We start from the raw sequence: 18,920 nt of genomic DNA, 5'->3' as shown, positions 1-18,920 counted from the left end.
CAAATTGCACCAATTCGCGCCAAATTTATTTCGCAGGTGCAACATGAGAGCGCTTGGCAAAGCCCCAATCATATGCAAGCAATGGGCGCAGACGGGATGTGCTTATGACAAACTCCTCGCCCTCGTCCTATGACGAGATGCTTGACGCCGATGGCTCGGTGCGCGCCGCCTACGCGGGCTATTGCAAGTGGTACGAGGAGCAGCCGCCCGACCTGCTGAGACGCAAGAAGAGCGAGGCGGAAGCCTTCTTCCGCCGCACCGGGATCACCTTCAACGTCTATGGCGCGGAAGATGCCGAGGAACGGCTGATCCCGTTCGACATGGTGCCCCGGATCATCACCGCGAACCAGTGGCGCAAGCTGGCGCGCGGGATCGAACAGCGCGTCCGGGCGCTCAACGCCTTCCTGCACGACCTCTATCACCGGCAGGAAATCGTGCGGTCGGGGCGTTTCCCCGAACGGCTGCTCAAGGGCAACGCGGCGTTCCTTCCGGAAATGTCGGGCTTCACGCCGCCGGGCGGGGTCTATACCCACATTGTCGGCATCGACCTTGTCCGCACGGGCGAGGACGATTTCATGGTGCTGGAAGACAATGCCCGCACCCCCAGTGGCGTCTCCTACATGCTGGAGAACCGCGAAACGATGATGGCGATGTTCCCGGAACTGTTCACCCGCGTGCGTGTGCGGGAAGTTTCGGACTACCCACGCCGCCTGGCCCGCAGCCTTGCCGCCTGCGCGCCACCTGCCTTCGATGCGTCGGGCGGGCGCAAGCCGGTGGTCGCGGTGCTGACGCCGGGCATCTACAACAGCGCCTATTTCGAGCACGCCTTCCTGGCCGACCAGATGGGCGCGGAACTGGTCGAAGGCAGCGACCTGCGCGTGGAGAACGGCCGCATCGCCATGCGCACCACGCGCGGGTGGAAGCCGATCGATGTGCTCTACCGCCGCGTCGACGACGAATATCTCGATCCGTTGACCTTCAACCCGGACAGCGTGCTGGGCGTTTCGGGCATCATGGACGTCTATCGCGCCGGCGGCATCACCATTGCCAACGCGCCGGGCACCGGCATCGCCGACGACAAGGCGATCTACAGCTTCATGCCCGAGATCGTGGAGTTCTACACCGGCGAGAAGCCGATCCTCCAGAACGTACCCACCTGGCGCTGTTCGGAGCCGGAGGCGCTGGCCTATGTGCTGGAGCATCTGGCCGAACTGGTGGTGAAGGAAGTCCACGGCTCGGGCGGCTATGGCATGTTGATCGGGCCGACCTCCTCGCGGAAGGAAATCGCCGCGTTCGAGGCCAAGCTGCGCGCACGGCCGGACAACTATATCGCCCAGCCCACGCTTTCGCTGTCGACCGTGCCCATTCTTGCCAAGGCCGGTCTCGCGCCGCGCCACGTGGACTTGCGGCCCTTCGTGCTGGTTTCGCCCAACGGGGTGGACATCACGCCGGGCGGGCTCACCCGCGTTGCGCTGAAGAAGGGGTCGCTGGTGGTGAATTCGTCGCAGGGGGGCGGCACCAAGGACAGCTGGGTTCTGGATGATTGACGCTGCTCTCGGGTCGGGGGCGACGGATCGGACGGTCATGGAGACGGAATGCTAGGCAGATCGGCAAACGGTATTTTCTGGCTCTTCCGCTACCTGGAGCGCGCGGAGAACACCGTGCGCCTGGTCGAGGCGGGATTCCGCATGGCGCTGACGCGCGATGCCAAGGATGCCAGCGACGAATGGCGCTCGGTCATCGTCACGCTGGGCCTGCAGGAGTTGTTCGAAGCCAAGTTCGGCACGGAATATACCGGCCCGCACGTCTTCAATTTCGTCCTGCGCGACAAGGAGAATCCCGGCAACGTCCTGCTGATGTGCGAACTGGCCCGCACCAACGCGCGCATGGTCCGCACCGGCATCACGCGCGAGGTGTGGGAAGCCGTCAACGAAAGCTGGATGAAGGTGAAGGAGCTGCTCGCCCGTCCGGTTACCGAAACGCGGCTGGGCGACGTGCTCGATTGCATCCGCCGCCAATCGACGCAGGTGCGCGGGGCGATGGAAGGCACCATGCTGCGCAACGAGATCTACAATTTCGCGCGGATCGGCAGTTTCATCGAACGGGCGGACAACACCGCGCGCATTCTGGACGTGAAGTATTACGTCCTGCTGCCGGCCGTGTCGTATGTGGGCTCCAGCCTGGACAATGTGCAGTGGGAAAACGTGCTGCGCTCGGTCGCGGGGGAGCGCGCCTATCGCTGGCTCAACGCCGGGCGGATGGACCCGCGCGGCATCGCGGAGTTCATGCTGCTCGACGGGCGTTTCCCGCGCAGCCTGGCGTTCTGCTATTCCAAGCTGCGGTCGAACCTCGCCAGCCTTGCCCGCGAATATGGCGAGGAAATGGAAAGCCACCACATTCTGCGCAACGCCGACAGCGAACTGCATGCGCTGACGGTCGATGCGATCTTCGATCAGGGCCTCCATGAATTCATCGGCCGGTTCATCGCCCACAACACCCAGCTCGCGCTCCAGATTCAGCGCGACTACCGTTTCGTCGAATAGAGAAGGATCGCCGGTGCGCATCGCGATCGATCACACCACGCATTACCGCTTTTCGGAACCGGCCGCGCATGGTCTCCAGCGCCTGCGGCTCACGCCCAAGGCCACTTCGGGCCAGACGATCCAGTCCTGGGACATGGAACTGGCGGGTGCCGTGCTGGAAGCCGAATACGACGATCACAACTGCAATCACGTTTCGCTGATAGCCTTCACGCCCGGCGCCACCGATGTGACCATCCGCTGCCGGGGCGTGGTCGATACCGCCGACAATGCCGGCATCGTCGGCAAGCATTCCGGCCATCTGCCGCTGTGGCATTTCGCGGAACCGACAGAACTGACGCGCGCCGGTCCGCGTGTGCGCGCGCTGCTGGCGGCGCTGGGGCAGGCCCAGACTCAGACTCAGACTCAGGGCCAGTCGCAGGGGCAAAGCCAGAGTCAGAGTCAGGGCACGCGTCCGGGCGATGACCGGCTGGCGGTGCTGCACGATCTATCCGCGCTGGTGGCCGAACGGGTCGCTTACGCTACGGGGCACACCGACGCGGCGACGCCGGCCGAAGCCGTCCTGACGGCGGGCCATGGCGTCTGCCAGGACCATGCCCACGTGTTCATCGCGGCGGCGCGGGCGCTGGGCATACCGGCGCGCTATGTCAGCGGCTATCTGCTGATGGACGACCGGGTGGATCAGGATGCCGGCCATGCCTGGGCCGAGGCCTTCGTCGCCAATCTCGGCTGGGTCGGCTTCGATATCTCGAACCGAATCTGTCCCGACGTGCGCTACGTCCGCGTGGCGACGGGCGCCGACTATCGCGATGCCGCCCCCATCACCGGCATCCGCTATGGCGATCTTGACGAAACCATGCACGTCAAGCTTGCCGTGGAACAGCAGCGTGTGGAACAATAATCTAGGATTCATCCGCAGCGGACGTTGACGGCGATTGCCCCCGCTGTGCGATAACCCGATAGACGGGTAATACCGGGGGACGGGGGCGGCTGGCTCCCTTTTGGCGTACACGGGGGAACGATGACCTATTGCGTGGGGATGGTGCTCGACAGGGGCCTCGTGATGATGAGCGACACCCGCACCAATTCCGGGGTCGATAACATCTCCGTATTCCGCAAGATGTTCAGCTGGCATGTGCCCGGCGAACGGATCATCACGATGATGACGGCGGGCAACCTTGCCACCACGCAGGCGGTGGTCAGCCAGCTGGAGGAACGGAACAAGGCGCCGGGCGAACGCCGCCCCTCGTTGCTGGAAGCGCCGACGATGTTCCAGGTGGCGACGATCGTGGGTAACCTGCTGCGCGATGTGATCGAACGGCGGCAGGATGACGGCGGGCCGTCGGGGGAAGGGCCGCGCTTCACCGCATCGATCATCATCGCTGGCCAGATCCGGGGCATGGAACCGCGCCTGTTCATGGTCTATCCCGAAGGCAACTTCATCGAGGCATCGTTCGACACGCCGTTCTTCCAGATCGGCGAGACCAAGTATGGCCGCCCGATCCTGCTGCGCGGCTATGAGCCGACGATGACGTTCGAGGACGCGGTGAAGCTGCTGATGGTCTCGTTCGATTCCACGCTGGCGGCGAACCTTTCGGTGGGGCTGCCCTTCGATCTGATGGTGATCGAGCGTGACCGGTTCGAGCCGCTGCACCAGCGCCGGATCACCAAGGACGATCCCTATTTCAAGCAGATTTCGTCAAGTTGGAGCGAGGCGCTGCGGCAGGCGTTCCATTCGCTGCCGGATTACTCGTTCGATCCGCCTGCGGTTCCTGCCGAAATAGAATAAGTAGTTTAACCAAGTATAGTTACGAACGCCTTATTTTCCAGCTGCTTGCATTTGCTGCTTGCTTCCGCGGTTTATTTAGATATTAGGGCGAAATATTTTCTCGAATTTGGATGAATATAACGTAATTCAATCCGGTTCGGATGTCGATTTACTTAGTGAAATTAGATATTAACTATCTTTCGGCGCCGCTTAAACTTCCGCTTTGAGGCTGGTCTGACTGGCGCAATCGGCCTGTTCGATGATGTGATGCCGTCATGGCTGAACGCATCACACTCCATGTCCTCGATAGTGACTCCGCCCGCCGTGCCCGGCTTGCCCGCCTCGCATTCGCCGCGGGGCATCACGCCGAAATCTACGCCAGTGCGGATGAGCTCCTGTCTCACGCGCCGTCCGGCGGGCTGGTCATCGCGCATGATGAACCGGTGGGGGAAGGCATCCCGTCTCTGCTCGGCCTGATGAACCGGTTCGGCCACTGGCTGCCGGTCATCGCGGTGGCGGAGCGTCCGCAGACGGAATCGGTGGTCCGCGCCATCAAGGCCGGGGCGCTTGACTATCTGGTCCTGCCGCACGAGATCGCGCCGCTCAACGAGGCGATCGAGCGCGCCGCGCGCGAGGCGGACAACCACCGGGCGCACCGCGCCCGCGCGGCGGATGCCCGGCAGCGCATCGCGCGCCTTTCCCTGCGCGAGCGGGAGGTGCTCGATCGCCTGGCCGATGGATGCAGCAACAAGGCCATCGCGCGCGAACTCGATATCAGTCCGCGCACGGTCGAAATTCACCGCATGAAGATGATGGGCAAGCTGGGCGCGCGCCACGCGGCGGAGGCGGTGCGCCTGCGGATCGAGGCGGACGGGCTTCATATCGCCGCCGCGTGATCGCGGCGAGGGCGATCCTGGCCCTCCGGGAACCAGGTTTTCCACAGTGCGTTAAGTCACAGTTACCATCCCCGGGTGGGAGGTGTCTGCCGCACGACGACTCGTTGCGGCCAGAGGTTTGTGCGCTGCGGAAATTGGCTATGAAGCTGCCATGCTTCGCACCGCCTACGCTTCGATCCTCGCTTTGCTGGCTCTCATCGCCACCGCTGTCCCGGCCCAGGCTCGCCTGCAATGCGTGACTTACGCGCGCTCGGTGTCCGACGTGCAACTGTTCGGCAATGCGCGGACGTGGTGGGATCAGGCGGCCGGCACTTATGCCCGTGGCCACCGCCCGCGCGCGGGTGCGGTGCTGGCCTTCCGCGCCACCGGCGCCATGCCGATGGGCCATGTCGCCGTGGTGAGCAAGGTGCTCGACAGCCGCCGCGTGCTGCTCAACCACGCCAACTGGTCGCGCCCCGGTATGGTTGAGCGCGAGGCGCTGGCGGTCGATGTTTCCGAAGCGGGCGACTGGAGCAAGGTGCGCGTGTGGTACGCGCCCACACATTCGCTGGGCCTGCGCGAAGCGCCGGCTTTCGGCTTCATCTATCCCGACGGGTCGGATACGCTGGCAGGGAATAGTGTCCAGGACGCTAAGGGCTGATTGTCCGGGCCGCGCGAAGCGGTCCAGGCTATCCCTCCGGGATCAGCGACAGAACGGCCGGCTGGCTCCGATTTCCAGATGGAAGTGATTGCGGTGCGCGGCGTTGTAGTCCGGGCTGAGCACCGTGCCGAAGCGCTTGCAGGCGCTGGCGTGGATAACGCGCAGGAATTCGCGCTCCGCCGGCGTCCCGCCTGACCAGTTGTTGAGCACGCTCACGCGCCGGCCATCGGCCAGCAGGAAGGCGGCGATGTCGATCGCGTTGGCGGTGGCGTGGCCCGAAAGGCGCGCGGTGCCCGCCACGGTGCGGCAGGAATAAGTCCCCATCGTCTCGATGCGCAGCAGCGGGCTGCCCAGGATCTGCCGGGCGGCGCGGTCCACACCAAAGCGCGCCCAGCCCGAAAGCGTGGTGGCGAGCGGGCAACTGACCGGGCCGAGATTGGACAGCTGCAGCCGCCGGTCGTCGCTTTCCAGCCAGGTCAGGCGCACCGCGTTGAGCGTGGAGCAACCCGCGCCGTAATACTGATCGGGCAGGGGCGTGAAGCCGGCGTCGGATTGCCCGAGCCGCGCCAGGCAGGCCTGCGCGGCGGGGGCGGGCGAAAACGTGCCCAGCGCGCTGCGCGCGGGTTCGCGGTGCTGCGGTTCGGGCGCGCTGATACAGCCGGCCAGCGCCGAGGAAAGGCAGGCCGCCGCGATCAGGGAAAGGCCGCGAATCTTCATGGGGCAGCTTATAACCGGGAATGGTTATTTTTCTGGTAACTGTCTGCAAAACAAAGGTTGTTCATCTGGGGGAAAGGTGTGGCCAGCGCTTTCCGGTCTCCGCCTACCGGTGCCGTATTTCCGCACGATAATTTTGCGGCGCGCCGGTTCCGGTTGACAATCCGCCCCGCGCCGTTAGGTGCGGCTCCGGGCCACGCGGTCCCAACGCCGCGCGAGCTCTCTGCAAGGAGAGTCAGACATGACTACGACTATTCCGGCGCGCAAGCCTGCGCGTCCGTTCTTTTCTTCCGGTCCCTGCGCCAAGCCGCCGGGCTATTCCCTCGACAAGCTGGCAACCGAATCGCTGGGGCGCTCGCACCGCGCCAAGATCGGCAAGACGCGCCTGCAATACTGCATCGACCTGATGCGCGAAGTGTTGGGCCTGCCCGACACGCATCGCATCGGCATCGTGCCTGGTTCGGACACCGGCGCTTTCGAAATGGCGATGTGGACGATGCTCGGCGCGCGCGGCGTGACGACGCTTGCCTGGGAAAGCTTCGGTGAAGGTTGGGTCACCGATGCGGTCAAGCAGCTCAAGCTCGAACCGACCGTGATGCGCGCCGATTACGGCCAGCTTCCCGATCTCGACAAGGTGGACTGGTCGGACGACGTCCTGTTCACCTGGAACGGCACCACCTCCGGCGTGCGCGTGCCCGATGGCGAATGGATCGCCGCCGATCGCCAGGGCCTGTGCTTCGCCGACGCCACCAGCGCGGTGTTCGCCTATGACCTGCCGTGGGACAAGATCGATGTCGCCACCTTCTCGTGGCAGAAGGTGCTGGGCGGCGAAGGCGCGCACGGCGTGCTGATCCTTGGTCCGCGCGCGGTCGAACGGCTGGAAAGCTATACGCCGGAATGGCCGCTGCCCAAGGTGTTCCGCCTGATCTCCAAGGGCAAGCTTGCCGAAGGCGTGTTCAAGGGCGAAACCATCAACACCCCCTCGATGCTGGCGGTGGAAGACGCGATCTTCGCGCTGGAATGGGCCAAGGGGCTCGGCGGGCTCGAAGGGCTCAAGGCGCGCTGCACCGCTAATGCCGAGGCGCTCGACAAGATCGTCGCCGAACGCGCATGGCTGTCGCACCTTGCGGTCGATCGCGGCATTCGCTCGAAGACCTCGGTCTGCCTCTCGGTCGAAGGCGCGGATGCGGACTTCATCAAGAAGTTCGCCGGCCTGCTCGAAAAGGAAGGCGCGGCCTATGACATCGCGGGCTACCGCGATGCGCCTCCGGGCTTGCGCATCTGGTGCGGCGCGACCGTTGACACCGCTGACGTCGAAGCGCTCGGTCCCTGGCTCGACTGGGCCTGGGAAACGCTGAAGGCCGCTTGAATCACGAAATTCCGTCATCCTGACGAAGGTCAGGATCCCCGGCCGGATTGCGGAACACGCGGTTCCGTTTAGCCGCCTGCGATCCCGGCTTTCGCCGGGATGACGCCTGGAGCAAGAAACATGACCAAGCCCAAAGTCCTTATTTCCGACAAAATGGACCCCAACGCCGCCGCGATCTTCCGCGAGCGCGGTTGCGAGGTGGATGAGATCACCGGCCTGAAGCCCGAGGAACTGATCGCGATCATCGGCCAGTACGATGGCCTCGCCATCCGCTCGTTGACCAAGGTGACCAAGGAAATCCTCGACGCCGCGACCAACCTGAAGGTTGTCGGCCGCGCCGGTATCGGCGTCGACAACGTCGATATTCCGGCCGCTTCGGCCAAGGGCGTCGTCGTCATGAACACGCCGTTCGGCAACTCGATCACCACCGCCGAACACGCCATCGCGCTGATGTTCGCGCTGGCGCGGCAACTGCCCGAAGCCAACGCGCAGACGCAGGCCGGCCTGTGGCCGAAGAACGGCTTCATGGGCGTGGAAGTCACGGGCAAGACGCTCGGCCTGATCGGCGCGGGCAACATCGGCTCGATCGTCGCCAGCCGCGCGCTGGGCCTGAAGATGAAGGTCGTTGCCTACGATCCGTTCCTCACGCCCGAACGCGCGGTGGAAATGGGCGTGGAGAAGGCCGATCTCGACACGCTGCTGGCCAAGGCGGACTTCATCACGCTGCACACCCCGCTGACCAGCGAGACACGCAACATCCTGTCGGCGGAAAACCTCGCCAAGACCAAGAAGGGTGTGCGCATCATCAACTGCGCGCGTGGCGGGCTGGTCGACGAGGCGGCGCTCAAGGACCTGCTCGATTCGGGCCATGTCGCCGGCGCCGCGCTGGACGTGTTCGTGACCGAGCCGGCCAAGGAATCGCCGCTGTTCGGCACGCCGAACTTCATCTGCACCCCGCACCTCGGGGCCTCCACCACCGAAGCGCAGGTCAACGTCGCGCTGCAGGTGGCGGAACAGATGGCGGATTACCTCGTCACTGGTGGCGTTACCAACGCGCTCAACATGCCCTCGCTTTCGGCCGAAGAAGCGCCGAAGCTGCGGCCCTACATGGCGCTGGCGGAAAAGCTCGGCTCGCTCGTCGGCCAGCTTGCGCATGACAACCTGACCAAGATCGCGATCGAGGTCGAAGGCGCGGCGGCGCAGCTCAACCCCAAGCCGATCACCGGCGCGGTGCTGGCCGGGCTGATGAAGCAGTATTCGCAGTCGGTGAACATGGTCAACGCGCCGTTCCTGGCCAAGGAACGCGGGCTGGACGTGCGCGAAGTGCGCCATGACCGCGAAGGCGAATACCGCACGCTGGTGCGCGTCACCGTCGGCACCAGCCAGGGTGAACGCTCGGTCGCGGGTACGCTGTTCGGCAACGGCCAGGCCCGCTTGGTCGAGATCTTCGGCATCGGCATCGAAGCCGATCTCGATGGCGACATGCTCTACATCGTCAATACCGACGCCCCGGGCTTCATCGGCAGCATCGGCACGCTGCTGGGCAAGACCGGCATCAACATCGGCACGTTCCACCTCGGCCGTCGCGAGGCCGGTGGCGAAGCGGTGCTGCTGCTGTCGGTCGACAGCCCTGTCAGCGAGGAAGTGCTGGCCGAAGCCCGTCAGGTTCAGGGCGTGCGCATCGTCAAGGCGCTGAAGTTCTGACCTCGGCGCAAGGAAGAACGCGTCATCCCGGCGAAAGCCGGGATCTCGGGCCGCTGCAGGTAAATCTGCGAGAGGTCCAGCCCGGCCGAACGAGATCCCAGCTTGCGCTGGGATGACGGTTTCCTTGCAGGGATGACGCGCATTTCCTCCGGTGAGCGTTCGACATAACCGCCAATACCCCCTAAAGGCTCGCGCCATGGATACCAGCGACCCCGATCTGCTGCCCGAAGGGCTTGAGGACCGGCTGCCGCGCGAAGCGGCGACGGCGACCCGTGTGATGCGTGCCGTTCAGGACGTGATGCACGGCCACGGCTATGATCGCGTGCTGCCGCCGATGATCGAGTTCGAGCGCAGTCTGGCCGCACGCATGGCGGGCATTCAGTCGCGCCGGATGTTCCGTTTCGTCGATCCCTCGTCGCTGCGGATGATGGCGCTGCGCAGCGATTTCACCCCGCAGATCGGCCGGATTGCCGAAACCCGCCTGGCCGCTGCGCCGCGCCCGCTGCGCCTGTGCTATGCCGGGCAGGTGCTGACCATCAAGGGCGACGGGCTGGACCCGGCGCGCGAGCGCTTCCAGTGCGGCGCGGAACTGATCGGCGCGGACAATGTCGCCGCCGCAAGCGAGATCGTCGCGCTGGCGATCGAGGCGCTCGCGGCCGCTGGCGGGCGCAACATCAGCGTCGATTTCACGCTGCCCGATCTTGTCGATACGCTGGCCGAGAAGGCCATGCCGCTTGCCCCCGGACAGATCGAGGCGGTGCGGCGCGAACTGGATACCAAGGATGCCGGCGGGCTGATCGATGCCGGCGGCGAGGCCTATGTTCCGCTGCTTTACGCAACCGGCGATTTCGATGCGGCTATCGAGAAGCTGGCCGCGATAGATGCGGGTGGCGTGCTGGCCGGCCGCATCGCGGCGCTGCGCCAGATCGCGGCGCGTCTGGGCGGAACGGCCCGGCTCACGCTCGATCCGGCCGAACGCCATGGCTTCGAATACCAGACCTGGTTCGGCTTCACGCTCTATGCCGAAGGCGTGCGCGGCGTGCTGGGGCGGGGCGGCACCTACCGCATTGCCAGCGCCAACGGGGGCGAGGGCGAGGCCGCGACCGGCTTCTCGCTCTACCCGGATGCGCTGGTCGGCCTGCTCGCCGCGTCGGAACGGCGCGAGGACATGGTGTTCCTGCCGCTGGGGCATGATCGCGATGCCGCCGCGCGGCTGCGCGCGATCGGCTGGCGCACTGCCGCCGCACTCAGCGAGACCGACAGCGCCACCGCGCTCGGCTGCACGCATGTGCTGGGCAAGGACGGCCCGGAGGCACTCTGACCGCCGGCGCGGAAGTGCCCGTTATCGCCGGCCCGGCGGTGGCGCGCGCGCTTCTCGCTGGATGGCAGACCCGCTGGCGCGCTCCCTCTGACGGCCCTCTTTCGCGCTGTGCGCCGGGCGACAGCCTGATCGTGCGCGAAGCGTGCATTCCCGGCCGTATCCGCGATGGCGGGGAAGTCATGACCGATCTCGCCCGCGCCGAATTCGTCGTCTTTCCCGATGGCTGGCGTCGTTATCGCGACGGCTCCGGTCGCAGCGGCCCGCTGCCGCGCGATGCCGACGAGAAATGGATAGCGGCGGTGCACATGCCGCGCTGGGCGGTGCGCATCGAACTGATCGTCGAGCGTGGGCAGATCGAGCCGGTGCAGGCGATCACGCGCGCCGACATGCGCGCGGAAGGCTTGCGACCGCTGCTCGGCGGGCTGCTCTGGCGCGCGCCGGCGCATGGCATCGGCTTTTCCGCCCGGCGCCTTTACGCGCACCGCTGGAATCGGGATCATCCCACGCCGGGCTACCGCTGGCAGGACAACCCGGCGACCATCGTGCTGGATGTCCGCCGCGCGTGAACGCGGCCGAAAGGCGGGGAACGGGTCACTTTTGGACCGGAATCGCCAGTTTTCAGCCAGCTTTGCCGATAAAATGGAGAGAGTTCCGTTTTATCGGCCCGCCGCCGCCGGTCTATCCTGAGAGCAAGGCCTTCGTGCGAAGGCCGCTTGCTTCCTTGGAGAAGACATGATGGATCTCTCGGCGCTCTGGGCCAGTGCGGCACCGCTTCTTACCGCGGGCGCGATCAAGATAGGCGCGGCCTTCGTTCTCTATATGGTGGGCCGCTGGCTGATCGGCTTCGCGATCCACGCCCTGTCCGCGCTGCTGACCAAGCGGAACTTCGACGCGACGCTCCAGCGCTACATCGCCAACATGCTGGCGGTGGTGCTCAACATCCTGCTGGTCGTGGCGATCCTCGGCTACTTCGGGTTGCAGACCACCAGCTTCGCCGCGCTGCTCGCCGGCGTCGGCCTTGCCATCGGCGCGGCCTGGTCGGGCCTGCTCGGCAATTTTGCGGCCGGCGCCTTCATCATCATCTTTCGTCCCTACAAGCTGGGCGATTATGTCGTGGCCGGCGGCGTTGAAGGTACGGTGATCGAGATCGGGATGTTCAACACGATCATCAACACGCCCGACAACGTGATGTCGGTGGTGGGCAACGCGAAAGTCTCGGCCGACGTCATCAAGAACTTCAGCAGCAACGGATACCGCCGCGTCGATCGCACCGCGCAACTGGCGTTCGGCGTGGACCCGGTGGATGCGATCGGCCGGCTCAAGGCGGCGCTGGCCGGCGTTCCGAACGTCCTGACCGATCCCGCGCCGGATGTGGAAATCCTGGATTTCAACGAGCGCGGCACGGTGCTGTGCGTGCGCCCTTACTGCCACACCAACCATTACTGGCAGGTCTATTTCGATACCAACAAGCTGATCGCCGAAACCTTCGGCGCGGCCGCCTATGGCGCGCCGCACACGGTCCACCAGGTCAGGCAGGGCTGAACCGCCCTTCCGGGTCGCGCGCGAAAGCGCCGGTGCGGGATGCCGCGCCGGCGCTTTCTTCTTGTCGACTATCCTGTTCGCGAACGACGGCGTAAGTCTCGCTCCCCTCCCGCTTGCGGGAGGGGTTGGGGGTGGGCATTCCCACGCCACGTTGCCTAGGGTCCTGACCCTGGGCGTTACTTCCCGAACGTCGCCTTCAGCCAGCGGTCGGTCAGTACTGTCGCGGGATAATCCGGATCGCCCAGTTTCGCGTTGATTTCGACATGGCCCTGCAACCCCGTGCCGGGGAAGCTGCCGGTCTCGACGCTGGTACCGCCAGCGCGCAGCGCCTTGGCCAGCTCCTCCGCCTGCGCCACGCCGTCCGGCCGCTGGACATGGAGCAGCAGGAAGCGCGGCGCGTTCGGCGCGGCGGCCTGCAAGGCGGGGGATAGCGCGCGCTGGCGGGCGGGGTCCGATCCGAACGGCGCGTCATAGATGCGGCGCTGATACTGCCCGACCGAGGCGATCTGCTGCGGCACGTCATAGGCCGCGCCGTCGACGGGGATCACGCCCGCCACATCCGCGAACGAAAGGCCGGCCTCCCGCAGATAGCGTTCGTCGGTGCCGACCAGCGCCACAAGGTGCGCCCCGGCGCTGTGGCCCATCAGCACCACGCGGTGCCGGTCGATCCCCAGCGCATCGGCTTGCGCCAGCAGCGCCGCCAGCGCGGCAGCGACATCGCTCGCCTGTTGTTCCACCGTCGCCTGCGGCACCAGACGGTAATCGATCGAAGCGAAGGCATAGCCCAGCGCGGGGAAGTGCTCGACCTTGGCCTTGCCGGTCGCGTTCTCCTTGCTGCCGTGTGCCCAGCCGCCGCCGTGGACGAACAGGACCAGCGGCGCCGGGCCTGCCGCCTCGCGCGCCGGCCAGAACGCGATCGTCTGCGCGGCATCGTCGCCATAGCGGATCGTCCGGTCGGCCGCCGGCAGGGTGCGCCAGGCCTGATCGCCCTGTCCGCCGTTCTGGCGTCCGGCCATCATCGCGCGCAGGCGATCGCCGGGGCTGGCCTGCGCGGCGGCGGTCAGCACCAGGGCCGTGCCGATGATCGTGCCAAGGAAGATGTTTCGCATGAGACAGCACTTCGCGATTGCAGACCGGACAATGCTATCGCGCGCCGGCCGTATCGCCAGCCTGAAGTGGTTACGAGGTGTGACATGCGCCGTGTGCGGTACGCGGTGTGACGGGGGCGGCACCGACACGCCGATTGTGCGTCATGCGTCTTTCCCGGCAGTGCGCTCTTGCCCTTGCACCCGGTGTCCCCTAGTGCGCCGCGGGAACTCCCCAAGACAATTTCAAGACACCGAGTCCGCGACAGGAAAGGCATCGTTTTGGCCAACGTAACCGTGATTGGCGCCCAGTGGGGCGATGAGGGCAAGGGCAAGATCGTCGATTGGCTGGCCAGCCGGGCGGATGCCGTCGTGCGCTTCCAGGGCGGGCATAACGCGGGCCATACGCTGGTGGTGGGCGATCAGGTCTACAAGCTCAGCCTGCTGCCTTCGGGCATCGTAACCGGCACGCTCTCGATCATCGGCAATGGCGTGGTGCTCGATCCGTGGGCGCTGAAGGCCGAGATCGAAAAGCTCGAAGGCCAGGGTGTCGACATCAACACCGAAAACTTCGCCATCGCCGACAATTGCCCGCTGATCCTGCCGTTGCACCGCGATCTCGACGGCTTGCGCGAATCGGCGGCGGGCGCGGGCAAGATCGGCACGACCGGGCGGGGCATCGGCCCGGCTTACGAGGACAAGGTCGGCCGCCGCGCCATCCGCGTGTGCGATCTGGCGCACCTCGACGCGCTCGACGCGCAGCTGGACCGCCTGTGCGCGCACCACGATGCGCTGCGCGCCGGCTTCGGCCAGCCGCCGGTCGATCGCGCCGCGCTGCTTGATGACCTGCGGGGCATCGCGCCGTTCGTGCTCCAGTTCGTGCAGCCGGTATGGAAGCGCCTGAAGAAAGTGCGCAAGGCCGGCGCCCGCATCCTGTTCGAAGGCGCGCAGGGCGTGCTGCTCGATGTCGATCACGGCACCTATCCGTTCGTCACCTCGTCCAACACGGTCAGCGGTTCGGCGGCGGCTGGTTCGGGCCTTGGCCCCAATTCGGTCGGCTTTGTGCTGGGGATCGTCAAGGCCTACACCACGCGCGTGGGTTCGGGGCCGTTCCCGACCGAGCTGGAGGACGAAACCGGCCAGCGCCTGGGCGAACGCGGCCACGAATTCGGCACCGTTACCGGGCGCAAGCGCCGCTGCGGCTGGTTCGATGCGGTGCTGGTGCGCCAGTCCTGCGCGATCTCTGGCGTGACCGGCATCGCGCTGACCAAGCTCGACGTGCTCGACGGGTTCGAGAAGGTGAGGATCTGCACCGGTTATCGCCTGCGCGGAAAGGTGCTCGATTACTTTCCCAGCCACGCCGCCGACCAGGCGGACGTGGAGCCGATCTACGAGGAAATGGACGGCTGGAGCGGCACCACCGCCGGCGCGCGCTCGTGGGCCGATCTGCCGGCGCAGGCGATCAAGTACATCCAGCGCGTGCAGGAACTGATCGAAACGCCGGTCGCGCTCGTTTCCACCAGCCCCGAGCGCGAGGACACTATCCTCGTGCGCGATCCTTTCGTCGATTGAGATGATGCGCCTGCGCCCGTTTCTTCCGCTGGGCTTTCTGCTCCTGGCGGGAGGATCGGCGCAGGCCGTGCCCGACAATCTTCCCGCCGCCGATTTCGTGGTGGTGGAAAAGGGCGCGCGGCGGCTGACACTGTTCGCCGATGGCCGGCCCTATCGGGTCTATGAACGCCTGCAACTGGGCGACGAACCCGTCGGCCCCAAGCGTTTCGAAGGCGACGAGCGCACGCCCGAGGGCCGTTACACGATTGATTATGGAAACGATCGCAGCGCTTATCATCTTTCGCTTCACATCTCCTATCCCGGGCCGGCCGACGTCGCGTTCGCGAAGGCGCATGGGCGTTCGCCTGGCGGACTGATCTTCCTGCATGGGCAGCCCAACGCTCTGCCGATGGGCCGCGTTCCGGGCGACTGGACCGATGGCTGCATCGCGGTATCCAACGCCGAAATCGAGGAAATCTGGTCGCTGGTTGGCGATGGAACGCCGATCGAAATCCGGCCCTGAAGTCCGCCGGACGGGATTGTTGCGCCAAATCCGACCTATCCATTGTTGACCTCGACACGCTGTTGTTCCCTACTTGTTCCAGTCTCGCAGGGCGGAGATGAAGCATGGGGCAGAGCGTTACGCGGTTCGACTACGATGATTCCACGGCGATCCGGTCCGATCGCGCGCGCGCCCCGCTGGCGGTCGCGATCTTTGCCGATCAGCCGTTCCTGCGTGCCGAACTGGCGGAAGATGTCACTGCCGCCGGCTTGCGCGTGGTCCGGTCGCACACGCTTGGAGCGCTTCTCGACGATCCCGAAGATCGCGGCGTCGATGATCTCGTGCTGGTCGATTGCCCTGTCGTCGATGCGGCGGAACTGGCCGCCTTGTCGCGGTTGGATATGCTGGCGGCGCGGGGCGGTGCGCAGGTGGTCGTGTCGACCAGTCTCGATTCGCTGGAAGCGGTGTTCGGTTGCCTCGATCAGTCGCAACCCGATATTCTGGTGGCGCCCAGCCGCGCCGATCGCATGATCGCGCTGGGCCGCGGATTGGCGCGGCGGGGCAAGCGGGTGCGCGAACTGGATGACGAGGATCGGCTGACGCTGCTGCGCCTGACCGAGCAGGTCAGCGAGATCGCGCGCACGCTCGCCCGCTTGTCGGGGGAAGGCGATGCGGATGGGGCAGGCGGCGGCACCGTGGAGGACAAGGTTTCCGCGTTTCGTTTCGATGGAGCGGAAGCGGGCGGCGCGCGTGATCGCGACAACGGCCGGCTGGCGCGGGCGACCCGGCCGCCTTTGCCCGATCCGCGCCTGATCCGGCGCATCGCCCGCCAACGCCAGTTGCGCGCCCGGTTCTTTCAAGGAGACCTGTTCGCCGATCCGGCGTGGGACATGCTGCTCGATCTGACCGCCGCGCGGGCGGAACACGCGCGCGTTTCCGTCACCTCGCTGTGCATCGCCTCGGGCGTGCCGCCCACCACCGCGCTGCGCTGGATCGCGCAGATGACCGACGCCGGCCTGTTCCGCCGGGTGGAGGACGATACCGACCGCCGCCGCGCGTTCATCGCACTGACCGATCGCGCCGCCGATGCCATGGCCCGCTATTTCGCGGAGATCGGGACGTCCGCGCCCATGGTGTAGAAGGGCCGGGATACGCCCCCGGCCCGGAATGGATCGTCCGCTGCTCAGAACGCGACACCGGCCGTGGCGTAAAAGCTCCGTCCCGGTTCGGGGAAGCCATCGACCAGCGCATAGTTGTCGTCGAACAGGTTGCGCGCGCCCACGCCCACTTGCAGCCCCTGGCGCACCGTCCAGTCCGCGCGCAGGTTGGCGAGCGCGTAGCGGCCGGTGTCGTAGTACTGCGTGACGGCGGTATTGGCGGTCTTGCGGTCGGAGGCGATGTCGAGGCTGGGCGTGATCCGCAGCGCTGGCACCGGCTTCCATTCGGCGTAGAGGAACGCCTTGTGCGTCGGCACGCCGGTCAGCGCGAACAGCGGTACGGTGACGCCAGCCGCTGGCGTGATGTCGAAATCGCGATGGATGTACGTGTAGTTGGCGCCGACCGAGAGCGTTTCCCCCAAAGCGGCGTTGAGCGCGATTTCGGCGCCATAGTAGGTGCCGTTGCCCAGGTTCTGGCGCTGCGTGGTGCCGGAAGGGAAGCCCGCCGGCCGCACGGCCACGATCGCGTCTTTCACGTCGCTGTAGAACAGCGCGCCTTCCACGTTCACCGGGCCGAACCGGCGCTTGCCCCCCAGTTCCACGTTGGTCGCGCGTTCGGGCTTCAGCGCGGGGTTGGATGCCGCCGTGCCGAACTGCGTGCTGAACCGCTCGAAGATCGTGGGAAAACGCACGCGCGAGGAGACGCTGGCGTTGATCCGCGTGTCGGCGTCGGCTTGCCAGACAAGCTGCCCCTGCGCGTTCCAGCCATCGGCGTTCTTGTGCGGATACTGGAATATCCGCGCCGCGCCTCCGCCGGGCGGCGTGCCATATTCCTCCGCCTGTTTCATGTCGCGCCAGTCGAAGCTCGCGCCGGCCACGAAGGTCAGCTCCGGCGTCAGCATCAGCCGGTTTTCCACCGCGATGCTGTAGGTGTCCTCGATATTGGTCTGCTTCGGCTCGGTTGCGCCCGAAGGGAAGCCCTGCTGCCATTCCACGTGCTTGTCGCGCCGGTAATGCACCGCCAGCGTCAGGCGGTCGGCATGGCTCACGTCCACGCCGAGTTCGGCCGATCCGCCCCAGGCTTCGTCCGCGTAATACGAATTGAACGCCCGCCCGAGGGTCTGCTTCGTCTGCGCGGCATCGTCGAACGAACGCAGCAGGTTGTCGAAGGTGTTGCGATAGACGCGCGTCTTCAGCGTCGCCACGTCGCCCAAGGCGGTGGTGGACAGGAAATAGAGGCTGTCGATGTTCCAGTAGGGCCAGCTCCAGTAGCGCTGGCTCGACGGCGCGTCGGTGACGTGCAGCGGCGCGTTCTTGGAGCCTTCCTGCCGGGTATAGCTGATCGCGTATTCGTCCGTGGCGTTGGGCGTGAAGCCGGCCTTGACGTTGACGCGCCAGTCCTCGCTGCGGGAAAGGCCGCGCTGCCCGCCGTCCTCGGCCGAGGTGGCAGTGGGCTTGTAGTCGCCCGACAGGTCCCAGTGGTCCTGGAAATTGCGCGCATAGGACACCTGCGCATACCACTTTTCGTGCGCGGTGCCGAGCCGGCCATAAACCGTGTAGCCGGCATACTCCGCTTCGCGCCCCAGGTTCAGCGTGCCGCGCACATCGCCTTCCAGCGCGCGCGTGGGCTTGCTGGTGACGAGGTTGATCGCCCCGCCGATCGCGCCCGGCCCGTCGAGCACGGAAGGATAGCCCTTGGCCACCTGGATCTGCGCGATGTCGGGCGTCAGGAAGCGGCCATAGTCCAGCCGGTTGTCGGCGGGCAGGTACACGCGGATGCCGTCGATCGACAGCGGCACCTGGAACCGGTCGAACCCGCGCACGAACACCAGCCGTTCGTTGCGCGTGCCGCCGGAATTGAAGCCGTTGACGCCGGGCATCAGGTTGATCGCATCGTCCAGCGTGTTGCGGTTGAACAGGCCGATGGCGGCGGCGCTCAGAGTCTCGCCGCTGATCTCCACGCCGTCGGCGGGCGCGGCCGTCACCACGATCTGGCCCAGCGTGAACGCTTTCGTGCTGTCATCGGCGGGCTGCGGGGCATCTTCGGCATGCGCCTGGGCGGAGGCGAGCGCGATCAGCGAAGCCGCCACGGCGGGAGCGCGGGCGCATGGATAGGGCGGACGCGGGAAAG

The 18,920-nt window shown here is 66.1% G+C and carries 17 protein-coding genes; 14 read left to right on the top strand and 3 right to left on the bottom strand.

Features of this window, described 5'->3' with window-relative positions:
• Positions 1-104: 104 nt before the first annotated feature.
• The 6 genes from F1640_RS06955 (at position 105) to F1640_RS06930 (ending at position 5,844) form a co-directional block, all read left to right on the top strand.
• Entirely contained in the window at positions 105-1,547 is a 1,443-nt protein-coding gene (locus tag F1640_RS06955; RefSeq protein WP_194918423.1) for a circularly permuted type 2 ATP-grasp protein, read from the top strand.
• Positions 1,548-1,595: 48 nt separating this feature from the next.
• Positions 1,596-2,543: an alpha-E domain-containing protein gene (locus F1640_RS06950; RefSeq protein WP_125953858.1), complete on the top strand. Its 948-nt coding sequence runs from the start codon at positions 1,596-1,598 to the stop codon at positions 2,541-2,543.
• Positions 2,544-2,556: 13 nt separating this feature from the next.
• Complete coding sequence (locus F1640_RS06945; RefSeq protein ID WP_194918421.1) at positions 2,557-3,441, top strand: transglutaminase family protein; 885 nt, start codon at positions 2,557-2,559, stop codon at positions 3,439-3,441.
• A gap of 120 nt (positions 3,442-3,561) precedes the next feature.
• Positions 3,562-4,329 (top strand): proteasome-type protease, encoded by a 768-nt coding sequence (locus F1640_RS06940; RefSeq protein ID WP_125953856.1) that lies wholly within the window; start codon positions 3,562-3,564, stop codon positions 4,327-4,329.
• Between the two features lie 254 nt (positions 4,330-4,583).
• Positions 4,584-5,204: a response regulator transcription factor gene (locus F1640_RS06935; RefSeq protein ID WP_124810966.1), complete on the top strand. Its 621-nt coding sequence runs from the start codon at positions 4,584-4,586 to the stop codon at positions 5,202-5,204.
• A gap of 151 nt (positions 5,205-5,355) precedes the next feature.
• Positions 5,356-5,844 (top strand): CHAP domain-containing protein, encoded by a 489-nt coding sequence (locus F1640_RS06930; RefSeq protein ID WP_124810967.1) that lies wholly within the window; start codon positions 5,356-5,358, stop codon positions 5,842-5,844.
• 42 nt (positions 5,845-5,886) lie between these two features.
• Here the strand turns inward: F1640_RS06930 and F1640_RS06925 are convergent, their stop codons facing one another.
• Complete coding sequence (locus F1640_RS06925; RefSeq protein ID WP_194918419.1) at positions 5,887-6,561, bottom strand: extensin family protein; 675 nt, start codon at positions 6,559-6,561, stop codon at positions 5,887-5,889.
• A 238-nt stretch (positions 6,562-6,799) separates the two neighbouring features.
• Between F1640_RS06925 and F1640_RS06920 the strand changes: the two genes are divergently transcribed.
• From F1640_RS06920 to F1640_RS06900, 5 genes are all read left to right on the top strand, one after another.
• Complete coding sequence (locus F1640_RS06920; protein ID WP_194918417.1) at positions 6,800-7,927, top strand: phosphoserine transaminase; 1,128 nt, start codon at positions 6,800-6,802, stop codon at positions 7,925-7,927.
• A 120-nt stretch (positions 7,928-8,047) separates the two neighbouring features.
• Positions 8,048-9,631, top strand: a complete 1,584-nt coding sequence (serA, locus tag F1640_RS06915) for a phosphoglycerate dehydrogenase (protein ID WP_194918415.1) — start codon at positions 8,048-8,050, stop codon at positions 9,629-9,631.
• Positions 9,632-9,827: 196 nt separating this feature from the next.
• Positions 9,828-10,952, top strand: a complete 1,125-nt coding sequence (locus F1640_RS06910; RefSeq protein WP_194918414.1) for an ATP phosphoribosyltransferase regulatory subunit — start codon at positions 9,828-9,830, stop codon at positions 10,950-10,952.
• Positions 10,953-10,966: 14 nt separating this feature from the next.
• Complete coding sequence (locus F1640_RS06905; protein ID WP_124810972.1) at positions 10,967-11,518, top strand: hypothetical protein; 552 nt, start codon at positions 10,967-10,969, stop codon at positions 11,516-11,518.
• Positions 11,519-11,684: 166 nt separating this feature from the next.
• Positions 11,685-12,494, top strand: coding sequence for a mechanosensitive ion channel family protein (locus tag F1640_RS06900; RefSeq protein WP_206694643.1), 810 nt, complete (start codon positions 11,685-11,687; stop codon positions 12,492-12,494).
• A gap of 176 nt (positions 12,495-12,670) precedes the next feature.
• Here the strand turns inward: F1640_RS06900 and F1640_RS06895 are convergent, their stop codons facing one another.
• On the bottom strand, positions 12,671-13,603 hold the full coding sequence (locus F1640_RS06895; RefSeq protein ID WP_194918412.1) for an alpha/beta hydrolase: 933 nt from the start codon (positions 13,601-13,603) through the stop codon (positions 12,671-12,673).
• Between the two features lie 258 nt (positions 13,604-13,861).
• Here F1640_RS06895 and F1640_RS06890 point away from each other — a divergent pair, with 258 nt between their 5' ends.
• From F1640_RS06890 to F1640_RS06880, 3 genes are all read left to right on the top strand, one after another.
• A complete protein-coding gene (locus tag F1640_RS06890; RefSeq protein WP_194918410.1) occupies positions 13,862-15,151 on the top strand; it encodes an adenylosuccinate synthase in 1,290 nt (429 codons plus the stop codon).
• A 1-nt stretch (position 15,152) separates the two neighbouring features.
• Positions 15,153-15,653, top strand: coding sequence for a murein L,D-transpeptidase family protein (locus tag F1640_RS06885; RefSeq protein WP_194918407.1), 501 nt, complete (start codon positions 15,153-15,155; stop codon positions 15,651-15,653).
• A 104-nt stretch (positions 15,654-15,757) separates the two neighbouring features.
• Complete coding sequence (locus F1640_RS06880) at positions 15,758-16,771, top strand: winged helix DNA-binding protein (RefSeq protein ID WP_194918405.1); 1,014 nt, start codon at positions 15,758-15,760, stop codon at positions 16,769-16,771.
• Between the two features lie 44 nt (positions 16,772-16,815).
• On the opposite strand, the gene F1640_RS06875 is transcribed toward F1640_RS06880, so the two are convergent.
• Positions 16,816-18,879, bottom strand: coding sequence for a TonB-dependent receptor (locus F1640_RS06875; RefSeq protein WP_309229214.1), 2,064 nt, complete (start codon positions 18,877-18,879; stop codon positions 16,816-16,818).
• Positions 18,880-18,920: the final 41 nt, after the last annotated feature.

Source organism: Novosphingobium sp. NBM11, from assembly GCF_015390225.1.
GTDB lineage: Bacteria > Pseudomonadota > Alphaproteobacteria > Sphingomonadales > Sphingomonadaceae > Novosphingobium.
The sequence above is the reverse complement of the archived record's forward strand: the minus strand, read 5'-3'. Positions and strand labels throughout refer to the sequence as shown.